Here is a 25,256-nt window from a genome sequence, read left to right on the forward strand (position 1 = left end):
TAGTAAACACTTTTAAAACATGCAAGCATCCTTCTACAGCAACGGAAAATTATTAATCACTGGAGAATATACCGTATTGGATGGCGCTAAAGCTTTAGCATTACCCACGAAATACGGTCAGCGTTTGCTGATTGAAAAAGGCGAAAACCAACTTATAGAATGGGCCAGCCAAGATAGTGATGGCAGTATATGGTTTGAAAGCAGGTTTACTTTTGATTCGGTTATTCAAAAAGAAAACTTTGAAAATGACGCTATCAAAACAACGCTTATCGCTATTTTACACCATGCCTATAGTTTAAATCCTGATTTTTTAACAGCGTCAACGGGGTACAAAGTAACCACGCAACTTACTTTTCCGAGACAGTGGGGATTAGGCACCTCTTCTACCCTTATCAATAACATTGCACAGTGGACAGCGGTGGATGCGTTTGAATTGTTACACAATAGTTTTGGAGGTAGTGGCTATGACATTGCTTGCGCACAACACGACTGCCCTATCACGTATCAGTTATCAGATAAAACCCCTTTAGCTACCCCAGTGACTTTTCTACCTGATTTCAAAGAAAACATCTATTTTGTCTATTTGAATCAAAAACAGAATTCCAGATCGGCTATTGCTAATTATCGTGAGAAAAGACACGATATAGCCTCTATAATTACACAAATCAACACCTATACCCAAAATATCCTTGAGGCTAAAACTTTAGAAGAGTTTTCAAATATACTTACAGCTCACGAATCACTGATGAGCAGGGTGCTTGAAACGCCCACGGTACAATCCTATCTATTTGCGGATTTTGAAGGGACTATTAAAAGTCTTGGCGCTTGGGGAGGCGATTTTGTTATGGTTGTTTCAAAAGAAAACCCTTCAGCTTATTTTCAAGCTAAAGGGTATGATATTATTTTGCGCTATGAGGAGATGATACTATAGTTTTTCTACTTCTCGTTGTGCTTTTTTAATTTTCTTCTCTTGATCGCTTGCTTTTTCTTTCAAACGAGCAATTTTTTTATTCCAATCTTCAATATCATTTGGAGAAAGTTTTCCTTTTTGATTTAACTTATCAAATTTTTTCTGAGCTTTCTCAATATCGTCATAAATATCTTGTTGCTTTTCTCTAGCTTTTGCAAGATCTTCTTTAGCCTCCATAGCTTCTTCGCGTTCTTTCTCAGCACGCTTGAGCTCTTTCTCCATGCGTTTGTTTTCTTTCTCCAATTTAGCCAAACGACGTTGTTCCTCTTTTGCTTTATCTTCTTCTGCCTTTTTTCTAGCTGCTTCTAGTTTAGCTTCTTCAGCCATTTTTTTAGCTTCTAAATTTTTAGCTTCCAGTACACGCTGTTCTTCAATTTGTTTTAACTTAGTTAAAGAATCTTGTTTAACTAATTCGGTAGTTTTTTCAACTACAGGAGTCGTAACTTCTTGTGCAAAAGCATTCAGATTGCCTAATAAAAACGTTCCTAAAAATGCAATTATTTTTTTCATAACTCAATTGAAATAAATTTAGTTCTATAAAGATACTAACAAATGATGAACTTATGTAAGAATACTTGTAGAAATCATTCGATACTTTATTCCTTAATCCATTGCGCTAATTTTTGTTCTAACAATGCTAGAGGTAACACCCCAGATTCTAAAACTTTTTGATGAAAAACTTTAATATCAAATTTATCTTTCATTTTTTCTTGGGCGTTTTTTCTAAGCTCTAACAATTTTAATTGCCCTATTTTATACGATAATGCTTGTCCAGGTATGGCCATATAACGCTCCACTTCCGAAACGATACTCGCTTCACTCTCGGCTTCATTTTCTAAGGAATATTTAATCGCTTGCTCACGTGTCCAGCCTTTATAATGCATACCTGTGTCGACTACTAATCGAATAGCACGGTGCATTTCATTCCCTAACATCCCAAAATATTGATAGGGGTCTTGATACAATCCTAATTCTTTTCCTAAGCTTTCGGTGTATAATGCCCAACCTTCTCCATAAGCCCCAAACCAATTGAATCTTCTAAAGTCAGGCAATTGTTCATTTTCTTGTTGTAAAGCTATTTGAAAATGATGCCCAGGAATAGCTTCGTGCAAAAACAAATCTTCATCACCATAGTAATTATATTTAGTTACCTCAGGAATAGGCACATAAAAAATCCCCGGACGTGTCCCATCGGCAGAGCCCTGAACATACTCAGCACTGGCTGTTTTTTCTCGAAAAGCTTCCACACGACGCACTTCAAAAGGGGTTTTAGGTTGCAACGAGAATAATTTATCTACATTGGGCTTAATTTTTTTATGAATAGCATTGAAATTAGCAATTACTTCTTCTGGCTTTTTAAAAGGCATTAATTCCTTCTTATTACGCACATAATCAAAAAACTCGACAATAGTTCCTTTAAAGCCCACTTGCGTTTTTACTTTTTCCATTTCCGCTTTGATACGCGCTACTTCTTGCAAACCCAACTGATGAATTTCTAGAGGTGTTTTATCCGTAGTGGTCCATTGTTTAGCTAGGACAGTGTATAATTTATCTCCCTCAGGCAAAGCTCCTATACCGCTTGTGGTTCTACCTGCTGGCAAATATTCATTTTTTAAAAAAGATACCATTTTTTTATATTTAGGCATCAATTTCTTATTAATAACCTCCGTATATTCTGCAGTTATGGCTTTTTTTGAATCGCTTGATAAGTCTTTAGGAAAATTTTTAATAGTCGAATAAAAAATATTATCCCTTAACTCCGGTGTGATTTGCTCTTCAAATTGAGGAATAATTTTAAGCGTAAGCGCTTTGGGCAACACCATTTTTTCCTTAACTCCTTTACGCATATATACCATAGCGGAGTCTATCCAACTACTGTAGGACTCCATACGCTTGGCAAAATTTTTATAATCTTTTTCAGTTTTAAAAGGTTGTGCGCCTGTACCACTAGCATATTGAGTCATGGTAAGATGTGTACCCCAAAACTGCTGAATAGGCATCAAATTGACCTTTGTAGCCAACAAATCTTTTTGAATACCTAACTCCCATTGTATGATTTCATAACTCAATTTTTCTTCCTCGGTTAAACTTTCAAAATCTACTTGCTCCAGATTTTTTTCATATTTAGCTATGAATTCCTTTTGCTTAGCACGATGTGAGTCGGTCATTTCATAAACAAAATCACCATTTAATTCCGATTGTCCATTTAAAGTTGCATTCAATGGATCTAGAATATTTTTATCTTTAAAGTAATCAGCTGTCAAACTTTTAAAATCAACTTCTGATTTTTTACAACTAATCGTTAACAATAAAAATGACAAAGAGAGTATTGGGGTTCTTAAGTTATTCATTTGAATCATATTTTTTAGTAAATCTATAATTTATTTAAACATTTACAGATGTTTTAACAATTTTCTAACTAAAAAAACTTCATAAAAAATGCGGAATTAATCCGCATCTTCTGTGTTTTCATTATACTGTTCCCCTTGAATACCTTGTGTTTTGCTTCCTATTCTAACTTTGGGTTTATCTTTCGTTCCTTCAACTTTCAAAGGGATACCAATAATTCCCATAGGAGGCAATCCCAAACGCATTTTCAAACTCAATTTACCATCAAAGCTTGTTGTCCCTTCAATTCGAGGTCGAAAGCCTGCTATTTTAAACTTAAATCGGTCAATTTCAATCAGATTATTTTGAATACAGGTTTTAATTTCAAAATCATTAACTTCGCCACTATCAAAACCGCTATGACCCGTGGTGCCTCCCACAGCTTTAAGCAATTTGAATCCTTTCAATTTCACTTTCTTCACGCCTACCACGCCTCCACCTTGTAAAGATGGAAAAATAGGGAACATATCATCATTTAAAACTCCTTTTAATTGATAATTCAAAGAAATAATTCCTTCAGCATCCGAAGCCGATGACGCCATATCACGAAATAATTTGATTTCTTTATAAGCACGTTGCACATCAAATTCTTCAGCCGCAATGTCCATTCCAAATTGGGCACGACGGGCATTCTTAGCTTTATAATTTCCTCCAAAACGAAACGGACTATCAATAATCATGCATTTACCGTCAGTGAGTACCACTTCCCCTTTTTTCAAAGTCGTTTTGCCTTCTAAACAACGAATTTGCAAATCGTCAAAAAGTACTTTATCTATAGCGGTAGTAAACTCAAAATCAAAATTCTTTGGCAACACTACTACCCCTTTGGTATCTACTTTTTTGGAAGTACTACTAGTTGTATTTCCTACTGGAGCCATCCATTCATTGACATTCAAATACGGACTTTTCATATCAAAAGTACCTTTTAAAACTCCATTTTTCAAAGTCAAGAAATTCACTACATTTTGCACATATCCATTAAAATTCAAATTACTATGACCATAACGCGCTTTAAAATTAGAAAATGTCAGTTTATCGTTATCGAATTTGAATAAACCTTGATGGATATAAAAAGGCAACGGTAAATTTTCGGTAGTCGTTCTTACATTACGCAAATAAAACTGTCCTTTATTAACCAATTTATTTAAACGACCTGCCTGCGCATCACTTTGCCTTCCTTTAAGATATACACTGCCTTTTGCATAGCCTTCTACCGTGTGTCCTTTGACACCGAAAACCTTATATATCTTCCCAAAATCCAAGCCTCCATTAGCTTTAACATTGTATTGCGCATCCACTAAATTCTTGATATCCGCATCAACAAACATAGGTTGTCCTTCAAACTGAAAACGCAACGGTTTCAGAACTACTCGTGTTGTTTCTAAATTCTTCTGAATTGTAACCACCGACTGTGCCTGGATGTTTTGGATAGGATTAGGATAGTGAGGCGTTTGTAAAAAACCATTTTTCAAATCTAACTTAGCTAACGTCAGAGGCAGTACATTCTGTTTTGTATCGAGTACCCCGTCTACTTTTAGTTGCGTTGCAAGTTGTCCTTTAATTCCATATTCAGGCATGATTCCTAATGCCTTGGTTAAATTGTACAAATTTAAATTTGCATTCAAATCTGACTTCACATAAGGCTTTGCAACCCCTCTTGAAAACCAATTTCCTTTTAAATAGTCTTTTCCAACGGCAAATTGTATTTGAGGCATATTTACTTCACACAACTCTGGGTCTAAACGAGGTAGTTTTACATGCAAATCCATATTAAACTGCTCTAATGGAAACGGAGCTCCATCGTACTGAATAAAACCATCTTTGATTTTCATATCCAGCGTCATATCAGGCTTTTTATTCGTTTCCGCTATAAAATCACCTTTCAAAGCTAAAACAGCATCCGTTACTCCTTTCAATTGCGTATGTTCCATCCAAGTAACTAACTTAGGAGGCAAAGCAGTAAAAATATCTTCTAGATTACTTTTATCCGTCTTTATTAAAAAATTCATGGTATAACCATTAGGCAAGAAATCAAAATTTCCGGTAAAGTCTACAGGTAATTTATTGATAAGTAAATCATCTTGTTCAAAAACAAAGGCTAGGGATTTCGTATTCACACGAGTAATTAAATCCGCATTTACTGATTTGTCTTTCAAATATTCTTCTCCTTTAAATACAAAATCGAAAGCATTTATTTTGGCTTTTGTTTTAATTTCAAAAATATTATTTTTCAAACTACCATTCCCAATATAATCAAACCCTTGCGCATCCATTTTCACCTGAGCAGAAGCATCATCATAGCTAATATGGGCATTATTAATAACAATTTCCTCTAGTTCAATACTTGTTTCCTCTTCTTTTTTGGTGTCTTTTTGAGGTTCGCTCTCATACACATTATAATTGGCATTCCCGTGTTTATCAACCAACACATGAATTTCCGCATTATCCAAAAACACTTTATTGATATGGATTTTTCCTGCTAACAACTCTTTGATATCAATACCAAAAGCAATTTCTTTTGAAGCTATCAAATCTTGCTTCTCGAAAGGCTGTGCTCCAGTTAAATGGAATTCGTCCAACGATAAAGTTAGCGCTGGAAAATGCTCGATGATAGATAAATGTGCGTCCTTAAAATTTAAGTTTCCTTTCAAATGACTATTGGCGTATTCTTTGACTTTTTGGGTAATAAAATCAGGAAACAAAAACGGGATACTCACGACACTTATAACTAACAACAGCACAGCGATAATAATCCAGTGTATTTTTTTAATTTTTTTGAACATTATAGTAATAAAGAAGTAATTAACTTAATAACCCACAAAGTTACAGATTTGATTTACAAAAACGCTATACAATAACATTATCAAAACAATTTCAGCGATATAAAACAAAAAAATCCGTCAAAATCATTCCGAAACTATGTGCACTACATAAACTTCGAAATGACCTCAACGGATATTTCTATATTGAAATTCTCTATTTTAGATATTCTTCAAGTTGATGATTTCTTGTTCCGTTAGGAATCTCCAGTTACCACGAGGTAAATTCTTTTTCGTTAATCCAGCAAAAACTACACGGTCTACTTTTAACACATTATAGTCTAAATGTTCAAAAATTGAACGTACTACTTTCACATTAGCCGTTTTGATTTGTAACCCAATTTCAGATTTTGGTGAATTTTCAATATACGAAACCTCATCAACAAACACTTTGTGTTCGTTAATATACAATCCTTTTTGGATTTTTTCTAAATCTTCAAATTTCAAGTTTCTATCTAAAGATACTTGGTATATTTTTGCTGTACGCTGATTAGGAATGGTAAATTTACGAATCATATCCGTATCATTGGTAAACAACAACAATCCTGTTGTGGTTTTATCCATACGTCCTACTGGTTCTAATCGTGATTTGGACACACCTCGAACTAAATCAAGTACGTTATTAGCATTAGCATCCTCTTCTTTTGAAGTGGTAAAACCTTTAGGTTTATTTAGTAAAAGATACTCTTTTTTTTCAGGGGTAACTACGCTCCCATCAAAATTAACTACATCACCAGGTTTAACTTTGTATCCCATTTCTGTAACCACTTCACCGTTTACACGCACATTACCCGATTGGATGTAGATATCTGCATCACGACGCGAACAAACTCCAGAATTAGAAATATATTTATTCAAACGAATTTCTTCCTCATTTAATGAAGTCACCGGTTTAGGTTTTTTCTCAAATCTTGGTTTACCCGTTGCGGGACCAGATTTTTTAAAATTAGGTTTCGAATTTCCTCCATCTCTTTTTCCAAAAGACGGTTTGTTTGATGTCTTTTTATTATTTCCTCTTCCTTTAATCATCGCGAATATTTTTTTGCAAAGATATTAGTTAATTATGAAAAAAACAGCTGTTCTGTAAAATATAAAACTATTAAACCCCAATGACTTGCCTCCCGTGTACCAAAACCAAAGGCTCTATAAGTATAATACTGAATACCCCCGCAACGATAAGGACTTTCAAAGCTGTATGCAAACGCACATAATCGGTGTGTGCATTAGACTGCCAAAGTTTGATAAGAAAAGCCATTAAAACAAGCAAACTGACATAAAAATAGACTTCCATATAACCTACATTAAATTTTTCAACCAAAATATAAATAGGGATTATGGTCGCCAACGTTAAGATGGTGATGATGTACTTGGAAATTTTTTCTCCAAAACGAACAGGAATCGTTTGGTAATTAGTTGCCAAATCGCCTTTGATGTTTTCTAAATCTTTGACCATTTCACGAATCAAAATCAACAACAACAAAAAAGAGGCATGCGCAAAAATGACCTGATAGAAATTTTTGAAGTACAGCAATATCCCAAAGAATGGCAAAACCGCCAGCAAGGAAGCGGTAAGATTACCCACTATAGGATATTTTTTTAATTTATGTGAATAGAACCAAATTAGAAAAATATATACCGAATAAAACAAGGCTGCGCGAAGAGAGATAATAAAAGCTAAAGCCGTTGCTAAAAAATTCAACGCGAAATATACTTGCAATTTTGTTTTTTGACTTACCAATCTATCCAACATCGACTTATTCGGGCGATTAATCAAATCCTTTTCTGAATCGTAAAAATTATTGATAATATACCCCGAGGCAATTACTAAGGTGGACACGAAAACCAATAGCAACAATCGCCAATCTAATACAACATCCAACGCCCGACGTTCTGGCGCTAGAATAAAAATGGATGATAAATACTGAGCCAATACAATAATAGCAATATTATACCCACGAACCACGGAGAATAAACTGAGTATTTTTAAAAGGAGATATTTGGATTTTCGGGTTAACACAGATAAAATTTCCTTTGAGTTTTAGGTGAAATTTTTTTATTAAAATCTTTTGAAATGATGAACAAGAAAAAAGTTTCAAATTCAAAACTTTTGAACTTGAAACTTTAAACTTTAAACCTTACCATTAAAACTGATAAACCACTTCTAATTTATACTCTTTCAAGGCTTGTTTTGCTTTTTCAAAATCTTCAGCAAAACCAAGAATGTACCCACCTCCACCTGAACCACACAGTTTCAAGTAGTAATCATTAGTATCAATACCTTTTTGCCACACTTGGTGGAATTGCTCAGGAATCATCGGTTTGAAGTTGCTTAATACCACTTTAGACAATTCCTTCGTATTGCTGAATAAAGCTTTAACTTCCCCTTTTAAGAAATGCTCCACACAGGCATCCGTATATTTGATGAATTCAGATTTAAGCATTTTACGGAAACCTTCTTCTTTCAATTTTTCCATAAAAATACTCACCATAGGAGCTGTTTCACCCACAGTTCCAGAATCTAACAAGAAAACTGCTCCTTTACCCGTAGCACTTTGTGTAGGTATCCCTGTAGCTTCAATATTATCTTGCGAATTAATCAGAATAGGTAAACTTAAATAACTGTTTAAAGGGTCTAAACCTGAACTTCTCCCATGAAAAAACGATTCCATTTGTGAGAAAATCCCTTTTAACTGCAATAATTTTTCACGGGTTAAATTTTCTAACACCGTAATTTTGTTCAAAGCATACTTATCGTAAATAGATGCCACTAAAGCACCGCTACTCCCCACACCATAACCTTGTGGAATACTCGAATCGAAATACATTCCTTGAGCCACATCTTGCTCTAAAGCTGAGAAGTTGAACGTAACCAATGCAGGTTGTTCTTCTTGCAACTCTTTCAAATATTGCGCAAAACGCTGTAAACTTTGATTGGATTTTATCGCTTCCTCCGAAGGATTTTCCTCAATTTTTAGTGCCCCGTTATAAAAATTGTACGGGATAGCCAATCCTTTAGAATCTTTAATAATTCCGTACTCTCCAAAAAGAAGAATTTTTGAGTAAAACAACGGTCCTTTCATTTTTTATTCTTTATGTTTTTGAATCTATGTATAGATTTTATCTAATATTTATTTACGTCTTATATATTGTTTGGATTTCGACGTGTATCGAAAACAGTAACAATAGTAATCTTTTTAGTATCAAATTTAAAATAAATAGTAGTTTGTTTTGAGACCACACATTTATTTATTTTTTTATAATTCCCGTTTGGAAACATTTCTGGATTGGATGCTATAAATTGAAAATTCTTATTTAAATCATTCAGAAACTTTTCTCGAACTCGTGTTGACCATTTAAATGCTAAATACTCCGCAATCGTATCTATTTCTTTCAGACTTTTTTGAGAAAATTCAAATTCTCTCATCACCATCCATATTTTTTCTTCACTTCTTCATAAGGCACTACCCTACCTTCAGCTATATCTTTCAAACCTGCATCTATAGACTCTCTTAAAGCCTCAGGCAAATCATCCTCCTTATCGTGATATTTTTTTTGAAAAACCTGCTTGATAGACTCAATAATCGAGACATCCTCTGTTTCCAGAAGTAACTTCATTAGCTGTATTTTCTCGAATTGAATGTCCATCACCTCAAATTTAGCTAAAGATACAAAATTATTGTATCGCTTTTGCCCCCATTCCTATTTGGTCACAAATATATTGACCGTTTTGACAAAATCCAACTAACTCCTTGTTAATGAATTCTAAAACTTTATCTTTTACATTTTCAGGATACAACAGGTGCACATTGGCTCCTGCATCGAGTGTGAAGCAAACTGGAATTTGTGTTGTATTTCTGAAAGCCCATATTTTATTAATAATTTCCAAGGTATTTGGTTTCATCAGAATAAAATATGGCATAGAAGTCATCATCATGGCATGAAGGGTTAAAGCTTCACTTTCCACGATTTTAATAAAGGCTTCAATATCTCCTGTTGCTAACAACGTTTTGATAGCTGTCAAATTCTCATGGGCTTGTTCGAAACGACGTTGCGCATACGGATGGTTGTGCATCAATTCATGCCCCACAGTACTCGAAACTTGCTTCTCACCTTTATCAACCAATAAAATCGTGTCTTGGTAATTCTTAAAATTCGGATGAATATCCGTTACCTCAACGCCAAATAAATCGGAACTTCCCGCAGTATTTTCATGCGCTCCCCAAACCACCACTTGTCCCTTTACACTTCGGCAAGCACTACCTGAACCCAGTCGTGCCAAAAGAGACGCTTTTTGATAAAAATAGTCCTCGGTCATGGCTGGACACAATGCTTTTTCTAAACTCATGATATTCATAGCCAAAGCAGCCATCCCTGAAGCCGATGATGCAATTCCTGAACTATGGGGAAAGGTATTTTCAGTATTAATAATAAAATGAAAATCTTTTAAATACGGACAGTACTCAAAGATACGCTCAAAGAATTTTTGAATTTTAGGTTTGAATTCTTCTTTTGGTTTTCCTTCAAACAACAAATCAAATGAAAAATCAGTATTAGATTCTTTTTTTGAAAAATCCAATTGAGTAATGGTTTTACAATTTTCTAACGTAAAACTTATAGAGGGATTAGCTGGAATTTGTTTATCTTTCTTCCCCCAGTATTTTACTAAGGCAATATTACTGGGCGCACTCCATTGAAAGCGTCCCTCAGTCACTGAAATGGTATAGCTTGAAGTTATAAAATCCGTATCCGAATACATAGTTGAAAAATTTGTGGCAAAGATAGGATTCCTTTTAGGGTTATACCAAAATTGAGAGCAATTTTATCTTGAGTTTAACCAAGTTGAAAACTATATATTTTTGAATATACAAAACAACTTCGCATTCATCATAATTACTATAAACAACAAACTGGACAACTCCATTTAATCTTTAATTTACTTTGATTTCTTTTAGAAGTAAGAAAATTACAAGCTCTTTAATTCAAGTTCTGACTGGCTTGCAGATGTCTTTTTCGTCCTTCTATATGAAAAACATCTTTGAATATGGCATCAAATTTTTTCTTCTGTTGCGCATCGCAAATTTCTCGGATTCCATGCATCAAATGAAAAACCTTGATATCCATAGCTTGCATCGTATCGCCTATACGAATGGCTAATTGTCCCACTCTCGCTTCTGAATACGCTTCTGATTTGGAATAATTAAACAATTCATTTTTCAATTGCATCATTTGTCGTTCTAAAACATGTAATTCCTGTTCATTACTCCCATAAATTTCATGCAATTTCATTTCCTGTTCTGGGGTAAAATGCAGACGCTCAACTAAAATTTGATGCGGTGGTTTTCGCATTTCCATAGGCTTATTACAATCCATACTAAATAGCTTAAAAACTAAAAAGCCATTGAGCACCAGCATGAGCAATACCACATAATATAGATTATCCCTTTTATTCATTTCCTGCGGCATTAAAAACCATTTCTAATGTTTTCACATCTTGTTCATACGCTATTTTACGACTAGCTGCTTGCACTAAAAACACATTTAACAACAACACCATTGTTGCAAATGCCATGTGGAATCTAGGGTTTAACCACGGAAACCACGTTTCAAAACGCGAGCCCAATGCTTCTTGATGCCGATAATAGGTTTTGAGTACTCTTTCCTTGAAAAAAGCACTTGGACTTTGTTCAGATACTTTATCCATACTGTCCAAAATGTCATCTATTTTCTTTCCCATAGCTTTTGCCGTTTGTGTTTGTATTTTTAGACGGGAAGTTTTACAAAAACTTGCGCTAAAAATTTTCCTTGTAATAATTTTTTAAAGATTTTTTTAAATTCCCTTTAGCTCTAAACAATAAAGACTCTACCGAAGACAAGGATGTTTCCATAACATTCGCCACTTCTTCATAACTCATGTGGTCCATTTTATGAAGGGTAAATGCTACCCGTTGATTATCTGGAAGCAAATTAATCGCTTTATACAAAGCTTCCGCATTCTCTTTGTTCTCTAACACCACCCCACTGTGTTCAAACTCTACGAACAAATTATCAAAACGTTCAGCATCGTCCATAAAAATAGTATGCAATAAAGATTTACGTTTTTTAGCATTTTGACTGCGGATAAAATCCAAGGATTTATTTTTAGTAATCGCATAAATCCACGTGGATAATTTGGCGTTTTTCTTAAACTTTCCTATCGATTGAAACACCTCTATAAAAACTTCTTGAGCGACATCTTCGGCATCGGTATTGTTTGGAATAAAAGAAAGACATAAGTTAAAAACCTTCTTTTCGTATTGCTCCAAAAGGTACACATAGGCCTGGTGGTTGGCCTGTATAAGTTGTTCTATGAGCATGTGTTCTTCCAATTTTTGCTCGAAAATTAATTTCAAGCAATAGTACATACACATTCAACAACCCCAATAAAATCAAGGGTTACAAAAGGTTACAAGGGTTACATTTTTTTATAAAACTACAAAGAAACCAGTAGTTTTTCTAGCTCTTGGGTAGACTTCACTCCTACCTTAGCGCGAATACGATGTTTAGCTACTTTGATGGAAGCATCGGTAGCTTTACGTTTCAAAGCAATCTCTTTGGTTGACAAATTCAATCGGATAAGTAAACAAATTTCCACTTCCGATTTGGTCAACATTGGAAATTGTGTTTGAAGTTTATCTACAAATTCCGACCGTACCAAGTCAGCATCAATTACAGCATTGGAAGCATGCTCCTCTATTAGAATTTCACGTTTGTACTCCTGTATGGTTTTCTTCAATTCTGCCAACTGATTTACATCGGCATTTTTAAGAAGATTCGTAAGCTCCTCGATAATTTCTTTTTTGGATTGCATTTTATCACGATGATGCAAGGCCAGATAATCAATATCGCGGTCTTTAAATTCAATCACCTTATCTTTTTCCTCAATGGTCTTACTCAAATTTTCAATTTGGTACATTTGATTTTTGTAATACAACATGAGTACATACAATTGTATCAAGGCAAACAACAAAAATCCGATGTGTTGCAAATGACGCGTAGGCAAAAGCATTTGCGTATATAAAATATCGTTAATAACGGTCAACAAGAAAACGCCCAAAGAAATAATGGTAAAACGAGAGACTTCGTCATTTTTTTTAACCAAAAAAACTTGAATACGCACGAAAACTAAAACAGTAGTGAGAAGTCCAATGATTTGAAATAAAATTGTTCCATACGAAGCGTAAAACTTATTAGCAACTATAGCAAATACCGATACCACAACAGAAGCAATAAATACGAATCGTACTCTACTGCGTTTTACAAAATTTGGAAAAAGTTCATAAAAATACAAAGCCCCAAAACCCGTACCCAAGTAAAAACCAATATATCGAAAGGTTTGAACCCAAACAAAATCAACTTCACCAAACAGGATGGTCAATAATCCTGAACCGATGGCAATTTGACGCAACATTGCCATACTACACATCAACCCGAAATACAAATAGGTTCGTTTACGGGTGATAAAAAAGAATTTTAACAATGAAAAAATGACAATTATCAAAACAATAACCGTCGATATACTCTCATAAATTAAGTCTTTTTTTAGCTGTTGTTGCAAATGAAAATAATTCCCAATTATAGGCGCCTGCAACATACCTCCTCCCATGCGATGGTTGTAGTGAGAAATGGGTATAAATAGTTCGATTTCTTTAACCTTAGGCAAGGGTAACAATATGGGTTCTATCAGACTTAAATTTTTATTTTCTTTAAGCGAAAAATTTCCTTTTTCAGTCACAAAGTCTCCATTTATCCAAATTTCACCCGCGGCGTTGATATCTGGAAAAAGTATCCCAACCGAATCACTTGGAATTTTATCGAAACTAATTTTTTTATAAAACGTTCCATATCCTTTCGCTGAATGTGTATTGGGTAAATAGTAATTACCTCGCCATCCTCCTGGAATTGCGACATTTTCTTTGGATTGCGATTTCAAAAACTGTTTTGAAGTACCGTATTGTTTAAAATAAAAATCCCAATTACCTTTTAACTGAACCGTTTTATCATAATGAACTGCTGAGGCTGGTATATTCACAGCATTATCTTTTCCGTTTTTTACTGTTTGCGATTGGCAAACCATAAAAAACAGCATAAAAATAAAACCTAACAGCTGTACTAAAATCTTTCGCATGAAAATAAAAAAACACCTAAAGTAGGTGTCTGTAAAATTATGAAATTGTATGCAACAATTTTAGAATTGTTATAAAAGTGACCCCATTGGGATTCGAACCCAAATCGTCAGAACCGGAATCTGATATTCTATCCAATTGAACTATGGAGCCTAAGCCCCCTAACCCCCAAAGGGGGAATTAAGGGATAATTTTTTTTAAAATTTTTGATTTTAAATTAACGACTTATGAAGATAAAAACTTCTAAAATTTAAAATCGTTAATCTTCATTCAGCATTCTTATGCTAAAAGTTTTTTTACAACATTTGAAATGGTTTTTCCATCCGCTTGTCCAGCTAAAGCTTTCGATGCTTGTCCCATCACTTGCCCCATAGCTGCCATTCCTGAGAATCCACCATCCGCTATAATTTTAGCCACAGCCGCTTCTACTTCTGCTTCTGACAATTGTGCAGGCAAGAATTTTTCAATCACGGCTACTTGCGCTAATTCAGGTTCTGCTAAATCTGCACGGTTTTGTTCCGTGTAAATTGTAGCCGAATCTTTACGTTGTTTTACTAAACGCTGTAACAATTTGATTTCATCATCAGCCGATAATTCTTCTTTAGCACCACTTTCGGTTTGTGCTAATAAAATTGCCGACTTGATAGCGCGCAATGCCTCTAAAGCAACTGCATCTTTTGCTTTCATGGCTTCTTTCATTTCCACCATGATTTGTGCTGATAAACTCATTGTATTTTAGATTTTTGAGCATAGATTTTAGATTTCTGAACTGCTAAAAACTATACTTATTAGTACTTATTTTTTTTGAATCGTTTATTTTTCCATACTTCCGAAGAAGAAATGCGAAATTAAAAAAATAACCCGAAAAATCAGCAGAAATTTCGGGTCATTTGGTTATGGTATTTGTGTATTAATCTACATTATCATGCAAAAACGAATTGTTGGAACGCAACTGAATTTCGTCATTACTATCTAAACCTAATGACAATCTTGACTGATTGTTTTGAACAGGGTTATTGGTAACATCTAATCCCATTCTTTTGTATGCTGGCACTTTCTCAAATTCATCTACACGCGCCGCATTGTTATGAAACTTGTAGTTAAATTCTTTCATCTTACGACGACGCTCTTCTGCTCTCAAACGTAAAGTATCTTCGATAGACATTTCAACAGGCGAAACATCGTTAGAAGTATACAACGGCTGTTGAGGCGCAACTGGTTCTTCAGCTTGTTTCATCGTGATGTTTAATTCCTCAGGTACTTTTTCTACCACAGGTTCTACTTTCTTAGATTGAAAAAATGGATTTTCATTTTCCATAAATTCTTCCAAAGAATGACGAATCACACCATCTTGTGCAACTTCTGTTACCGGCACAAATTCAACCGCTTGATTTACGGTGATGTTATTTACCTCTTGCGAAAAATCGAAAGCAGTACGCTCTGGCATGCTAACAGGCTCTTTACGCGCTACCGGCAAATCAAAAGTGAATGCTACTGGCTCCGGTGTTGATACAAATTGAGGTTCTACCACTTCCATAGCTCTTACTTCTGGAGTTGTGATATAAAACTCGTTATGTTGCATTTGGTTTGGACTCACGATTTCAAAAGTCACATCCAAATTTTTAATAAACTCTGATGAAGCTACCAAATCCATAGCTGGCACTAACGGTTGCGTCATTTGAGGCTGTACAGGCATTTGTTGCATAGCTTGTGGCTGTTGCGGTTGTACAGGCTGTTGTGGCGCTATAGTTTGCTGTGGCACTACAGGTTGCTGAGGCATTACGGGTTGTACCGCTTCTGGTTGTGGCACATAAGCTGGAGTAACTACAGGCGCAGCTATAGGCTGTTGAGGCACTACCGTATCATCTTCTAAAGTATACACTACACGCTCAGGCACTACAGGCGTTGGTGGTACTTCTGCTACGGGTTCAGCTGGCGTAACTACTTTATTAAAATCAAAACCTTGTGCTTCAAATTTTTGCGTCAAATTATGCACCATTCTTTGTTCATCATCTAAAGAATGAATGATTTTCTTTGGCTCAGCATTTACAAATCCTGCTTGTTGTTCTATACAAAATCCTGTAGCGATAACTGTAACCGATATTTTATCTCCAAGAGTTTCGTCTTCACCAACCCCCATAATAATGTTGGCGTTGAAACCTGCTTCCTCCTGGATGTGGTCATTAATTTCTCCAATTTCGTCAATAGTAATCTCATTAGTACCCGAAACGATAAGCAACAAAACGTTCTTAGCACCTGTAATTTTATTATCATTTAACAATGGAGAGTCTAAAGCTGCTACAATAGCTTCTTTAGCTCTTTGTTCACCTTCTGCCAATGCAGAACCCATAATAGCTGTACCACTATTAGACAATACCGTCTTAGCATCTTTTAAGTCGATATTTTGGGTATAGTGATGCGTGATTACTTCGGCAATTCCTCTAGAAGCAGTCGCTAAAACCTCGTCTGCCTTTGAGAAACCTGCTTTGAAACCTAGGTTTCCGTACACCTCACGCAATTTGTTATTATTGATAACGATTAAAGAATCCACTTGTTTTCTTAATCTTTCAACACCCAATAAAGCCTGTTCCGAACGGATTTTCCCCTCGAACTGGAATGGAATGGTTACAATACCAACCGTTAAGATGTCTTTTTCTTTAGCCAACTGAGCAATTACTGGCGCAGCACCTGTACCAGTACCACCACCCATACCCGCGGTAATGAAAACCATCTTAGTGTTGTTATCCAACATTTTTTCGATTTCTTCAATGCTTTCAAGAGCGGCTTGATGCCCTACTTCAGGGTTTGCACCTGCTCCTAAACCTTCCGTCAAATTAGCACCTAATTGAATACGATTAGGAACATTCGTATTCTCTAATGCTTGCGAATCGGTATTACAAACAATGAAATCAACACCTTTGATTCCTTGTTTATACATGTGATTGATGGCATTACTACCGCCACCTCCTACACCAATTACTTTGATAACATTCGATTGGGTTTTAGGCAAATCGAATGAAATACTTCCAAATCCTGAGTTGCTTTCCATACTATTTGGTATTTACTTTGTGTTTGTATTACTATCGACAACAAACGATTACTCGGCGTTATCTAAAAAATCTTTTATCTTATCTATATATTTATCAAAAAACGAACGACGAATGGTTTTTTCGGTAGATTCGGTTTCAGCCACTTTCGCTTCTTCTTTCTCTTTTTCCAATTCGGCTTCGATAATTTTTTGCTCTTCCACCGTCGGTTTTTGCACCAAAACAGGTTCAGGCACATAATCTTCTTGTGGTACAGCACTCATGGTGTTGTTACGAATACTGTTCATTACCAAACCAACCGCTGTAGCATACAATGGGCTGGAAATTTCCTCGCCTGAATTCCCTGCCAAATGTTCGTTTGGATAACCAATACGCGTATCCATACCTGTGATGTATTCAACCAATTGTTTGATATGTTTTAACTGAGAGCCACCTCCAGTAAGCACGATACCTGCAATTAGTTTTTTTCTTGGGTCGTCATGACCATAAGCTCTAATTTCGGCATATACCTGTTCTACAATTTCCAACACACGAGCGTGGATAATTTTAGATAGATTTTTTAACGAAATCTCTTTAGGCTCACGACCTCTTAAACCAGGAATAGAAACAATTTCGTTGTCTTTATTTTCTCCTGGCCATGCAGAACCGAATTTTGTTTTTAACAATTCGGCTTGCTTTTCAATAATAGAACAACCTTCTTTGATATCTTCCGTAATTACATTACCACCAAAAGGCACCACCGCCGTATGACGAATAATACCATCTTTGAAGATAGCCAAATCGGTAGTTCCACCACCTATATCAATCAAGGCAACACCTGCCTCTTTTTCTTCTTGACTTAAAACTGCATCAGCAGATGCCAACGGTTCTAAAGTTAATCCAGATAAATCCAGACCAGCACTTTTGATACAACGACCTACATTGCGAATCGAGGAAGCTTGTCCTAACACGACGTGAAAACTTGCTTCTAAACGACCACCATACATCCCAATAGGTTCTTTAATTCCTTCTTGACCATCAATTTTAAATTCTTGAGGCAACACATGAATTATTTCTTCCCCTGGTAGCATTGGCAATTTTTGAACCTGTGCTATCAGTTCGTTGATATCTTTTTCACTAATCACCTCTTCGGCATTAGGTCTTGATATATAATCGCTATGTTGGATACTGCGGATGTGTTGTCCCGCAATTCCAACGACTACGTCTTTTATTTTATACCCTGAATCCTTTTCAGCAAGACTTACCGCTTCTTGAATGGACTGAATGGTTTGCATAATATTGTTTACCACTCCACGTGCCACTCCAAGACTTTTGGCTTTACCTACATCTAAAATCTCCAGCTTTCCATATTCATTTTTCTTACCCAACATGGCCACGATTTTAGTCGTACCAATATCAAGTCCTACTGCTATATTCTCTCTTTCCATACTCATTTTATTTGGTGCAAACTACTTGTTTAATAAATTTTAGATTAATCGTTTTATACGCATCTAAAACTGTATCCTGCACTGCCTTTTGAAAAAAAGCTTTATAGTTATTAAACTTTCGCTCCATGTGAATGGTTCTTCCAAAATTTATATCATAACTATAATTTCTGTTCTTCATAACCACACTACCGTCCGTCTTAATTTGCAACCCGATGATATTTTTTTTCAAAAATTCATCATCGTGTATCAAACGCAATAAGCCCACGATTTCCTTGCTATAGGAGTTGGTAATACTCCCATAAACCAAAGGTACACGTGCACTATAATTGCCAGACAACGGCATTTTACCACCCTTATAATCAATATAATAAGTGTCGTTATGGTCAAAAACTCGAGCGATTGGGGTCTTTTGGGTAACTATAGCTTTTAATCTACCGTCAACACTAACATACACTTCCGACGAATCGACAAGCTTGTGGTTGTTGATAGCTTCTTCTATAATTCTCAAATCTAAATCTTCTTTAGCAACCGAGAAAGAGCCCCTCATTTTTTCTTTCAACAAGTTATTAACCATTTCTGGGGTTAAAAAAGGATTGTTATTATCCACAATTTCCACTTCTGGCTTAGTGATTTCTCTCTTTTGGTTTCTGCCCGAAGCAAACGCATAGAGAAAAACAACCACACCAAAAATGGCCAACAGCTGAATATTTAACACCCAATTTTTACGCATCTAACGCTTTTTTTATTTCTGGAACCATTTCACCTACATCACCCGCACCTATGGTTACGATTACAGGCGCATCTGAAGCTTTCAATAGTTCTATTATTTCTTCTTTTTGAACCAATTTTTTATTTGGATTCGCAATTTTATCCAACAACCACTGCGAGGTAACTCCTGGCATAGGCAACTCGCGCGCTGGATAAATTTCCATTAGCAATACTTCATCAAATTGTGACAGACTTTTTGCAAAATCATCTGCAAAATCATTGGTACGACTGAACAAATGAGGCTGAAATAAGGCCAACACTTTTTTGCCTGGATACAACTCGCGTACTGCTTGATGTACGGCATTTATTTCCGTAGGATGATGTGCATAATCATCGATATACACAAAATCTGGTTTTCTAATTTGAAACGAAAAACGACGTTTCACTCCCTTGAAAGTTGCTAAGGCATTTACAATTGCCAAAGTTTCTACTCCGTAGGTTTTTGCCATCGCTAATGCCATCAACGCATTGGTTAAATTATGTTTTCCTGGCAAAGCAAACTTCACCTCTTTTATAACCTCAGAGGGAGTTGCTACATCAAAAACATACCAACCTTCTTCAATTCGAATGTTGTACGCTCTAAACACAGCTTCCGCATCCGTAGTGGAAACAGCCGTGGTATAATCAACTTTACAAACCACACCTTCAAGCGGTAAATCTTCGGTAATGAACAACTTAGACTTATCCTCTATCTTATCTGCAAATTCTCTGAACGTAGCCTTTATCGCCTCATCATCTCCATAAATATCCAAATGGTCAGCATCCATAGAGGTTACGCAAGCAATATTGGGGTGCAAATATAGAAAAGACCTATCAAATTCATCCGCTTCTACCACAGTAATTGTCTTTCCATTTCCAATTAAATTGGAGTTATAATTTTCCACTATACCTCCTAAAAATGCCGTCACATCTAAACCACATTCGTACAACACATGCCCTAAAATACTGGAAGTCGTGGTTTTACCATGCGTTCCTGCAACAGCAAAACAGAAGGTATCTTTTGTAATGATTCCTAATACTTCTGCACGTTTTTTTACTTCATAACCCTGGTCTAAAAAATAATTCCACTCTGTATGCGATTTTGGCACTGCTGGCGTAATGATTACCAATGTATTTTCTTTGGTAAATCCAGCCGGAATATTTGCCACATCATCGTTGAAATGAATAGCAATACCTCCCGCAACCAAATCATCTGTCAACATGGTAGGCGTTTTATCATAGCCCATCACGTTTTTACCAATGTATTTAAAGTAACGTGCTAACGCACTCATTCCGATACCTCCGATACCGATGAAATAAACGTTATGTATTTGATTTAGATTCATAAGCCCCCTAACCCCCAAAGGGGGAATTTATTTTATTAATTTCATTATTTCATCCACAATGTCTTTGGTTGCATTAGGCAGTGCCAAAGTTTGGATGGTTTTTCCTAATTGCTCTTGTCTTGATGCATCTGCTAACAGGTTTTGAAACACGTTTTCAAACTGTTCATCAAGTTCTTTTTCTTTTAATAAAACTGCTCCGCCTTTATCTACAATGGCTTGAGCATTTTTAGTTTGATGGTCTTCTGCTACATTAGGCGACGGAATAAAAATGACTGGTTTACCTACCAAGCATAATTCCGAAACCGAGGAAGCTCCCGAACGCGAAATGACCACATCTGCTCCTGCATACACCAAATCCATTCTATCAATAAAGGATACTACCTGAACACCTTCTTTTCCATCATACTGTTTGTACTCTTCTTCATAAAGCTTACCACATTGCCAAATGATTTGCATGTTTTGCGAGCGAATAAAATCTAATTCTTTTGCAATTAATTGGTTGATTCGTCTAGCTCCTAAACTTCCTCCTAAAACCAACAAGGTTTTTTTAGTCACATCCAGTTTAAAATGCGACAAAGCTTCCGCTCTTTTATCTGCAACCTCCAACAAATCCTGACGTACCGGATTGCCCGTGATAATCATTTTATCTTTTGGAAAAAAACGTTCCAAATTTTCGTATGCTACACAAATTTTGTTTGCTTTTTTACTCAGCAATTTATTTGTAATTCCAGGATATGAATTCTGTTCTTGAATCACCGTTGGAATTCCTAACATAGAAGCCACTTTCAAAACTGCACCACTGGCAAAACCACCCGTTCCTATCACCACATCGGGTTTAAAACGTCGGATAATTCTGAAAGATTTTAGCAAACTCGATGCCAATTTTAATGGAAACATCGCATTTTGCAAGGTTAATTTTCGCTGAATCCCCGCAATCCACAGACCTTCAATAGGATAACCCGCTTGAGGCACTTTTTGCATTTCCATTTTATCACTGGCACCCACAAAAAGTATATCCGCTTGAGGATAACGAGACTTGATTTCATTCGCTATTGCCACAGCAGGATAAATATGCCCCCCTGTACCTCCTCCGCTGATTATGAATTTTGGTTTTTGATTCATTGGTTTAACTTTTGATTCTTATATTCTCCTTTAGGGTTTACCCATAACTGCTTGCATAGGATTTTGAGCTTCTTCTATAGAAAAATCTTCCCCTTCAATAGCTTCTTCCTTCTCTAGTTCTCTATCAATAATGCGTTGTAAGGCTTCCTCTCTTTTTTCACCTTCCATTTTCTCTTGAGCAATTTCCTCTTCTTTCTTGGTCACACTTAAAATGATTCCTAATGCCGCACAGGTAATCCAAATGGAAGTACCCCCACTACTTATCAAAGGCAATGGCTGTCCCGTAGTAGGCAACAATTGTACTGCTACTCCCATATTGATAAAGGCTTGAAAAACGATAGGTATTCCAAGTCCTACCACTACCAATTTTCCGAATAAAGTAGGCGCTTTATACGAGGCAATCATAAAACGAATAAACAACACCAAGTACAAGAAAATCACCCAAAAGCCACCCGCTAGTCCATATTCTTCGATGATGATAGCAAAAATAAAATCGGAAGACGATTGTGGTAAGAAATTACGTTGCACACTCTTTCCTGGACCTATACCATACACCCCACCCGTTGCGATGGCAGTTTTAGCACGTTCTATCTGATAATCCTCATCGGGGTCTACTTTGTCTGAGGTAAAGTTTTCAATACGACTCATCCATGTATCCACACGGTTAGGAAATGCTCCTGGGAAAGCTTTTACCAAAACAATAAAAAACAATGCCGCTCCCATTCCTAATCCAACTATTACTGCACTATTTTTCACTGGATATTGCCCTACAAAGGTTATCATCAACACCATGGAAAACACTAAAGCCGCAGTGGAAAAGTTAGATGGAAATATCAACCCTACCGTTACAAACACTGGCAACCAAAGTCCAAGTAAAGACTTCTGAAAAGTCATATCGGCAATTTCTGTTTTGGATAAATAACGCGCCACATACAAATACAACGTAATGGATGCAAAAGTTGAAGGCTGGAATGAAATCCCTAACGGCAACTGAATCCAACGACTAGCATTAGCCCCTTCGATTACGGTACCACGAACCATAGCAAAAAGCAACAACAACCACGAAACTGGCAATAATACCCGCGAAATCGTTCTGAAATAGTGATAAGGAATTCTATGTACAAAATAGATAATAACAAACCCTAAGGATAAATGCACAAAATGCTTTAACAAATAACCAAAGGTATTCCCAGTTCCTTTTCCTAAATACGCCAAATTACTACTGGCGCTGTACACCGGCAAAAAGGAAAATAACGCCAACAGGATGAGTACCACCCATAACGCTTTATCTCCCTTTAATTTTTGTAGTAATTTTTTCATAAATATCATTTTGTAGTTTATAAGTTTAGTAGTTTATCCGTTTAATAGACTGAACTTTATAGCTGTTTATCCCTAATACTTCTAAACTTCTAAACTTCTAAACTTCTAAACTTCTAAACTTCTAAACTTCTAAACTTTTAAACTTTTAAACTTTTAAACGCTTAAAAACTCTTTTACAAATTTTGCACAGCATGTTTAAACTGACGTCCTCTATCTTCGTAATTCTCAAACAAGTCGAAACTTGCACAAGCAGGCGATAATAAAACCGCATCTCCTTTTTCAGCTAAACGGTAAGCTAATTTTACCGCTTCGTTCATCGAATCAGCTTCTACTAACTCATCAACGATATTACTGAATGTTTCTTTGATTTTCTGATTGTCAACACCCAAACAAACGATAGCTTTTACTTTTTCATTTACCAAAGGCAATAACTCAGCATAATCATTTCCTTTATCCACACCACCAACAATCCAAACCGTTGGCGTCGTCATACTATCTAAGGCAAAGAAAGTAGCATTGACATTAGTTGCTTTAGAATCGTTGATATACTGCACATTGTTAATTTTCAATACTTTTTCCAAACGATGCTCTACAGCTTGAAAATCAGACAAACTCTCACGGATAGTCGATTTTCTAATTTTTAATAATTGGGCTACTGTAGCTGCTGCCATAGCATTTTTTACGTTATGTTTTCCTTCTAATGACAATTCGTTTACTGACATATCAAATGTTTCGTTTGTTATCTTGAATATTATTTTATCGTTTTCTAAATAGGCTCCGAATTCTAATTGCTGTGAAATCGAAAACGGAATCAGTTGGGCTTTAGTCGTATTATTTTTCAACCAATTCCCTATCGCTTCATCATCTGCATCATAAATCAAATAGTCTTCTTCGGTTTGATTCATGGTTATCCTAAACTTGGAAGCAATATAATTTTCATATTTATATTCATATCTATCCAAATGGTCAGGACTTATATTCGTGATAATGGCAATATGAGGTTTGTAAGTTTCTACGCCATCCAATTGAAAACTACTCAACTCCAATACATAAGTATCGTATTTCCCGTCGGCAACTTGCCAGGCATAACTTTTACCGATGTTCCCAGCCAAACCTACATTTAACCCACCTTGTTTTAACAAATGATAGGTTAGCATGGTCGTGGTGGTTTTTCCATTACTACCTGTAATACCCACCGTTACAGCCTCAGTATATTGATTTGTGAATTCGATTTCAGAAAGAATAGGAACGTTTTTCTCTAGTAATTTTTTTACAATGGGAGCTTTATCTGGAATACCGGGACTTTTCATGACCACATCTGCATTTAAAATCAAGTCCTCCGTATGTTTTTCATCTTCAAATTTTATTTTATGAAGCGATAAAACCTCTTTGTAAGTATCTTTTATTTTTCCGAAGTCAGACACAAAAACTTCGTAACCCTTTTTCTTGCCAAGGATGGCGGTACCAACACCGCTTTCTCCTCCACCTAATACTACAAGTCTACTCATCAATTAAAATTTGAGAATTAAGAATTAAAAATTACTAGACCTTATTTTTTACTGTGATGATAATTTTAGCCAATATCCTACAAACTTCATCTGCAAGATTATGTACCTCATTAAATTCTTCAACACTTATATAATCTGTTTCTTTTAAAAGCTTCAACCAATAAATTGTTTCTCTAGCTTCTTTATATGCAATTTCTACTTTGAATAAAAAATCCTTTTCTGACCTCCCCCCAATAGATTCTTCTATATTAGCTCCTATCGAAGTACCGCTTCTCAACAATTGCTTGCTAAGCACAAACTCTCTTTTATTTTCAACTAAATTTTTATAGAGCTTAACTATTCTTACTGAGAAAGCGAAAGACTTTTTTTGAATTAGATTTTCTTTCATTTTTAATTTTGA

At 35.7% G+C, this 25,256-nt stretch carries 23 protein-coding genes and 1 tRNA gene; 1 reads left to right on the top strand and 23 read right to left on the bottom strand.

Annotated features, from left to right (window positions below; translation table 11 throughout):
- The first annotated feature begins 19 nt into the window (after positions 1–19).
- A complete protein-coding gene (locus ACQY29_RS01340) occupies positions 20–931 on the top strand; it encodes a GYDIA family GHMP kinase (protein ID WP_428223469.1) in 912 nt (303 codons plus the stop codon).
- On the opposite strand, the gene ACQY29_RS01345 is transcribed toward ACQY29_RS01340, so the two are convergent.
- The 23 genes from ACQY29_RS01345 to ACQY29_RS01455 all read right to left on the bottom strand — a co-directional run bounded on the left by ACQY29_RS01345 (position 926) and on the right by ACQY29_RS01455 (position 25,244).
- On the bottom strand, positions 926–1,480 hold the full coding sequence (locus ACQY29_RS01345; protein ID WP_428223470.1) for a hypothetical protein: 555 nt from the start codon (positions 1,478–1,480) through the stop codon (positions 926–928). The two genes, ACQY29_RS01340 and ACQY29_RS01345, sit on opposite strands and share 6 nt — an antisense overlap.
- 86 nt (positions 1,481–1,566) lie before the next feature.
- On the bottom strand, positions 1,567–3,321 hold the full coding sequence (locus tag ACQY29_RS01350; protein WP_428223471.1) for a DUF885 domain-containing protein: 1,755 nt from the start codon (positions 3,319–3,321) through the stop codon (positions 1,567–1,569).
- Positions 3,322–3,417: 96 nt separating this feature from the next.
- Positions 3,418–6,141 carry an AsmA family protein gene (locus ACQY29_RS01355; protein WP_428223472.1) on the bottom strand — a complete coding sequence of 908 codons (2,724 nt, stop codon included), beginning with the start codon at positions 6,139–6,141 and terminating at the stop codon, positions 3,418–3,420.
- 198 nt (positions 6,142–6,339) lie between these two features.
- Positions 6,340–7,206, bottom strand: a complete 867-nt coding sequence (locus ACQY29_RS01360; protein WP_428223473.1) for a pseudouridine synthase — start codon at positions 7,204–7,206, stop codon at positions 6,340–6,342.
- Between the two features lie 70 nt (positions 7,207–7,276).
- Entirely contained in the window at positions 7,277–8,194 is a 918-nt protein-coding gene (locus ACQY29_RS01365) for a geranylgeranylglycerol-phosphate geranylgeranyltransferase (RefSeq protein ID WP_428223474.1), read from the bottom strand.
- Positions 8,195–8,318: 124 nt separating this feature from the next.
- A complete protein-coding gene (locus ACQY29_RS01370; protein ID WP_428223475.1) occupies positions 8,319–9,257 on the bottom strand; it encodes a mevalonate kinase family protein in 939 nt (312 codons plus the stop codon).
- A gap of 59 nt (positions 9,258–9,316) precedes the next feature.
- Positions 9,317–9,601, bottom strand: a complete 285-nt coding sequence (locus ACQY29_RS01375; RefSeq protein ID WP_428223476.1) for a type II toxin-antitoxin system RelE/ParE family toxin — start codon at positions 9,599–9,601, stop codon at positions 9,317–9,319.
- Positions 9,601–9,792: a hypothetical protein gene (locus tag ACQY29_RS01380; RefSeq protein WP_428223477.1), complete on the bottom strand. Its 192-nt coding sequence runs from the start codon at positions 9,790–9,792 to the stop codon at positions 9,601–9,603. Before ACQY29_RS01380 ends, ACQY29_RS01375 begins: the two co-directional genes overlap by 1 nt.
- Before the next feature lie 58 nt (positions 9,793–9,850).
- Positions 9,851–10,933, bottom strand: coding sequence for a diphosphomevalonate decarboxylase (gene mvaD, locus ACQY29_RS01385; protein ID WP_428223478.1), 1,083 nt, complete (start codon positions 10,931–10,933; stop codon positions 9,851–9,853).
- 218 nt (positions 10,934–11,151) lie between these two features.
- Positions 11,152–11,628 (bottom strand): Spy/CpxP family protein refolding chaperone, encoded by a 477-nt coding sequence (locus ACQY29_RS01390; RefSeq protein ID WP_428223479.1) that lies wholly within the window; start codon positions 11,626–11,628, stop codon positions 11,152–11,154.
- Complete coding sequence (locus tag ACQY29_RS01395; protein WP_428223480.1) at positions 11,621–11,911, bottom strand: hypothetical protein; 291 nt, start codon at positions 11,909–11,911, stop codon at positions 11,621–11,623. The genes ACQY29_RS01390 and ACQY29_RS01395 overlap by 8 nt, the downstream gene beginning before the upstream one ends.
- Before the next feature lie 55 nt (positions 11,912–11,966).
- Positions 11,967–12,530 (bottom strand): RNA polymerase sigma factor, encoded by a 564-nt coding sequence (locus ACQY29_RS01400; protein ID WP_428223481.1) that lies wholly within the window; start codon positions 12,528–12,530, stop codon positions 11,967–11,969.
- Positions 12,531–12,646: 116 nt separating this feature from the next.
- Positions 12,647–14,341 (bottom strand): 7TM diverse intracellular signaling domain-containing protein, encoded by a 1,695-nt coding sequence (locus tag ACQY29_RS01405; RefSeq protein ID WP_428223482.1) that lies wholly within the window; start codon positions 14,339–14,341, stop codon positions 12,647–12,649.
- 78 nt (positions 14,342–14,419) lie between these two features.
- Positions 14,420–14,492: transfer RNA gene (locus tag ACQY29_RS01410), tRNA-Arg, on the bottom strand.
- Between the two features lie 126 nt (positions 14,493–14,618).
- Positions 14,619–15,068, bottom strand: coding sequence for a GatB/YqeY domain-containing protein (locus ACQY29_RS01415; RefSeq protein ID WP_428223483.1), 450 nt, complete (start codon positions 15,066–15,068; stop codon positions 14,619–14,621).
- Between the two features lie 181 nt (positions 15,069–15,249).
- Positions 15,250–17,388, bottom strand: a complete 2,139-nt coding sequence (gene ftsZ / locus ACQY29_RS01420) for a cell division protein FtsZ (protein ID WP_428223484.1) — start codon at positions 17,386–17,388, stop codon at positions 15,250–15,252.
- Between the two features lie 48 nt (positions 17,389–17,436).
- Entirely contained in the window at positions 17,437–18,813 is a 1,377-nt protein-coding gene (gene ftsA, locus ACQY29_RS01425) for a cell division protein FtsA (protein ID WP_428223485.1), read from the bottom strand.
- 7 nt (positions 18,814–18,820) lie between these two features.
- Positions 18,821–19,543, bottom strand: coding sequence for a cell division protein FtsQ/DivIB (locus ACQY29_RS01430; protein WP_428223486.1), 723 nt, complete (start codon positions 19,541–19,543; stop codon positions 18,821–18,823).
- Positions 19,536–20,906, bottom strand: coding sequence for a UDP-N-acetylmuramate--L-alanine ligase (gene murC, locus ACQY29_RS01435; protein ID WP_428223487.1), 1,371 nt, complete (start codon positions 20,904–20,906; stop codon positions 19,536–19,538). Before murC ends, ACQY29_RS01430 begins: the two co-directional genes overlap by 8 nt.
- 27 nt (positions 20,907–20,933) lie before the next feature.
- Positions 20,934–22,028, bottom strand: a complete 1,095-nt coding sequence (gene murG / locus ACQY29_RS01440; protein ID WP_428223488.1) for an undecaprenyldiphospho-muramoylpentapeptide beta-N-acetylglucosaminyltransferase — start codon at positions 22,026–22,028, stop codon at positions 20,934–20,936.
- A 30-nt stretch (positions 22,029–22,058) separates the two neighbouring features.
- Positions 22,059–23,348 carry an FtsW/RodA/SpoVE family cell cycle protein gene (locus ACQY29_RS01445; RefSeq protein WP_428223489.1) on the bottom strand — a complete coding sequence of 430 codons (1,290 nt, stop codon included), beginning with the start codon at positions 23,346–23,348 and terminating at the stop codon, positions 22,059–22,061.
- 173 nt (positions 23,349–23,521) lie between these two features.
- Positions 23,522–24,856, bottom strand: a complete 1,335-nt coding sequence (murD, locus tag ACQY29_RS01450) for a UDP-N-acetylmuramoyl-L-alanine--D-glutamate ligase (protein ID WP_428223490.1) — start codon at positions 24,854–24,856, stop codon at positions 23,522–23,524.
- Between the two features lie 34 nt (positions 24,857–24,890).
- Complete coding sequence (locus ACQY29_RS01455; protein ID WP_428223491.1) at positions 24,891–25,244, bottom strand: four helix bundle protein; 354 nt, start codon at positions 25,242–25,244, stop codon at positions 24,891–24,893.
- Positions 25,245–25,256: the final 12 nt, after the last annotated feature.

The sequence above is a fragment of the Flavobacterium sp. genome (assembly GCF_965262375.1).
Classification (GTDB): domain Bacteria; phylum Bacteroidota; class Bacteroidia; order Flavobacteriales; family Flavobacteriaceae; genus Flavobacterium.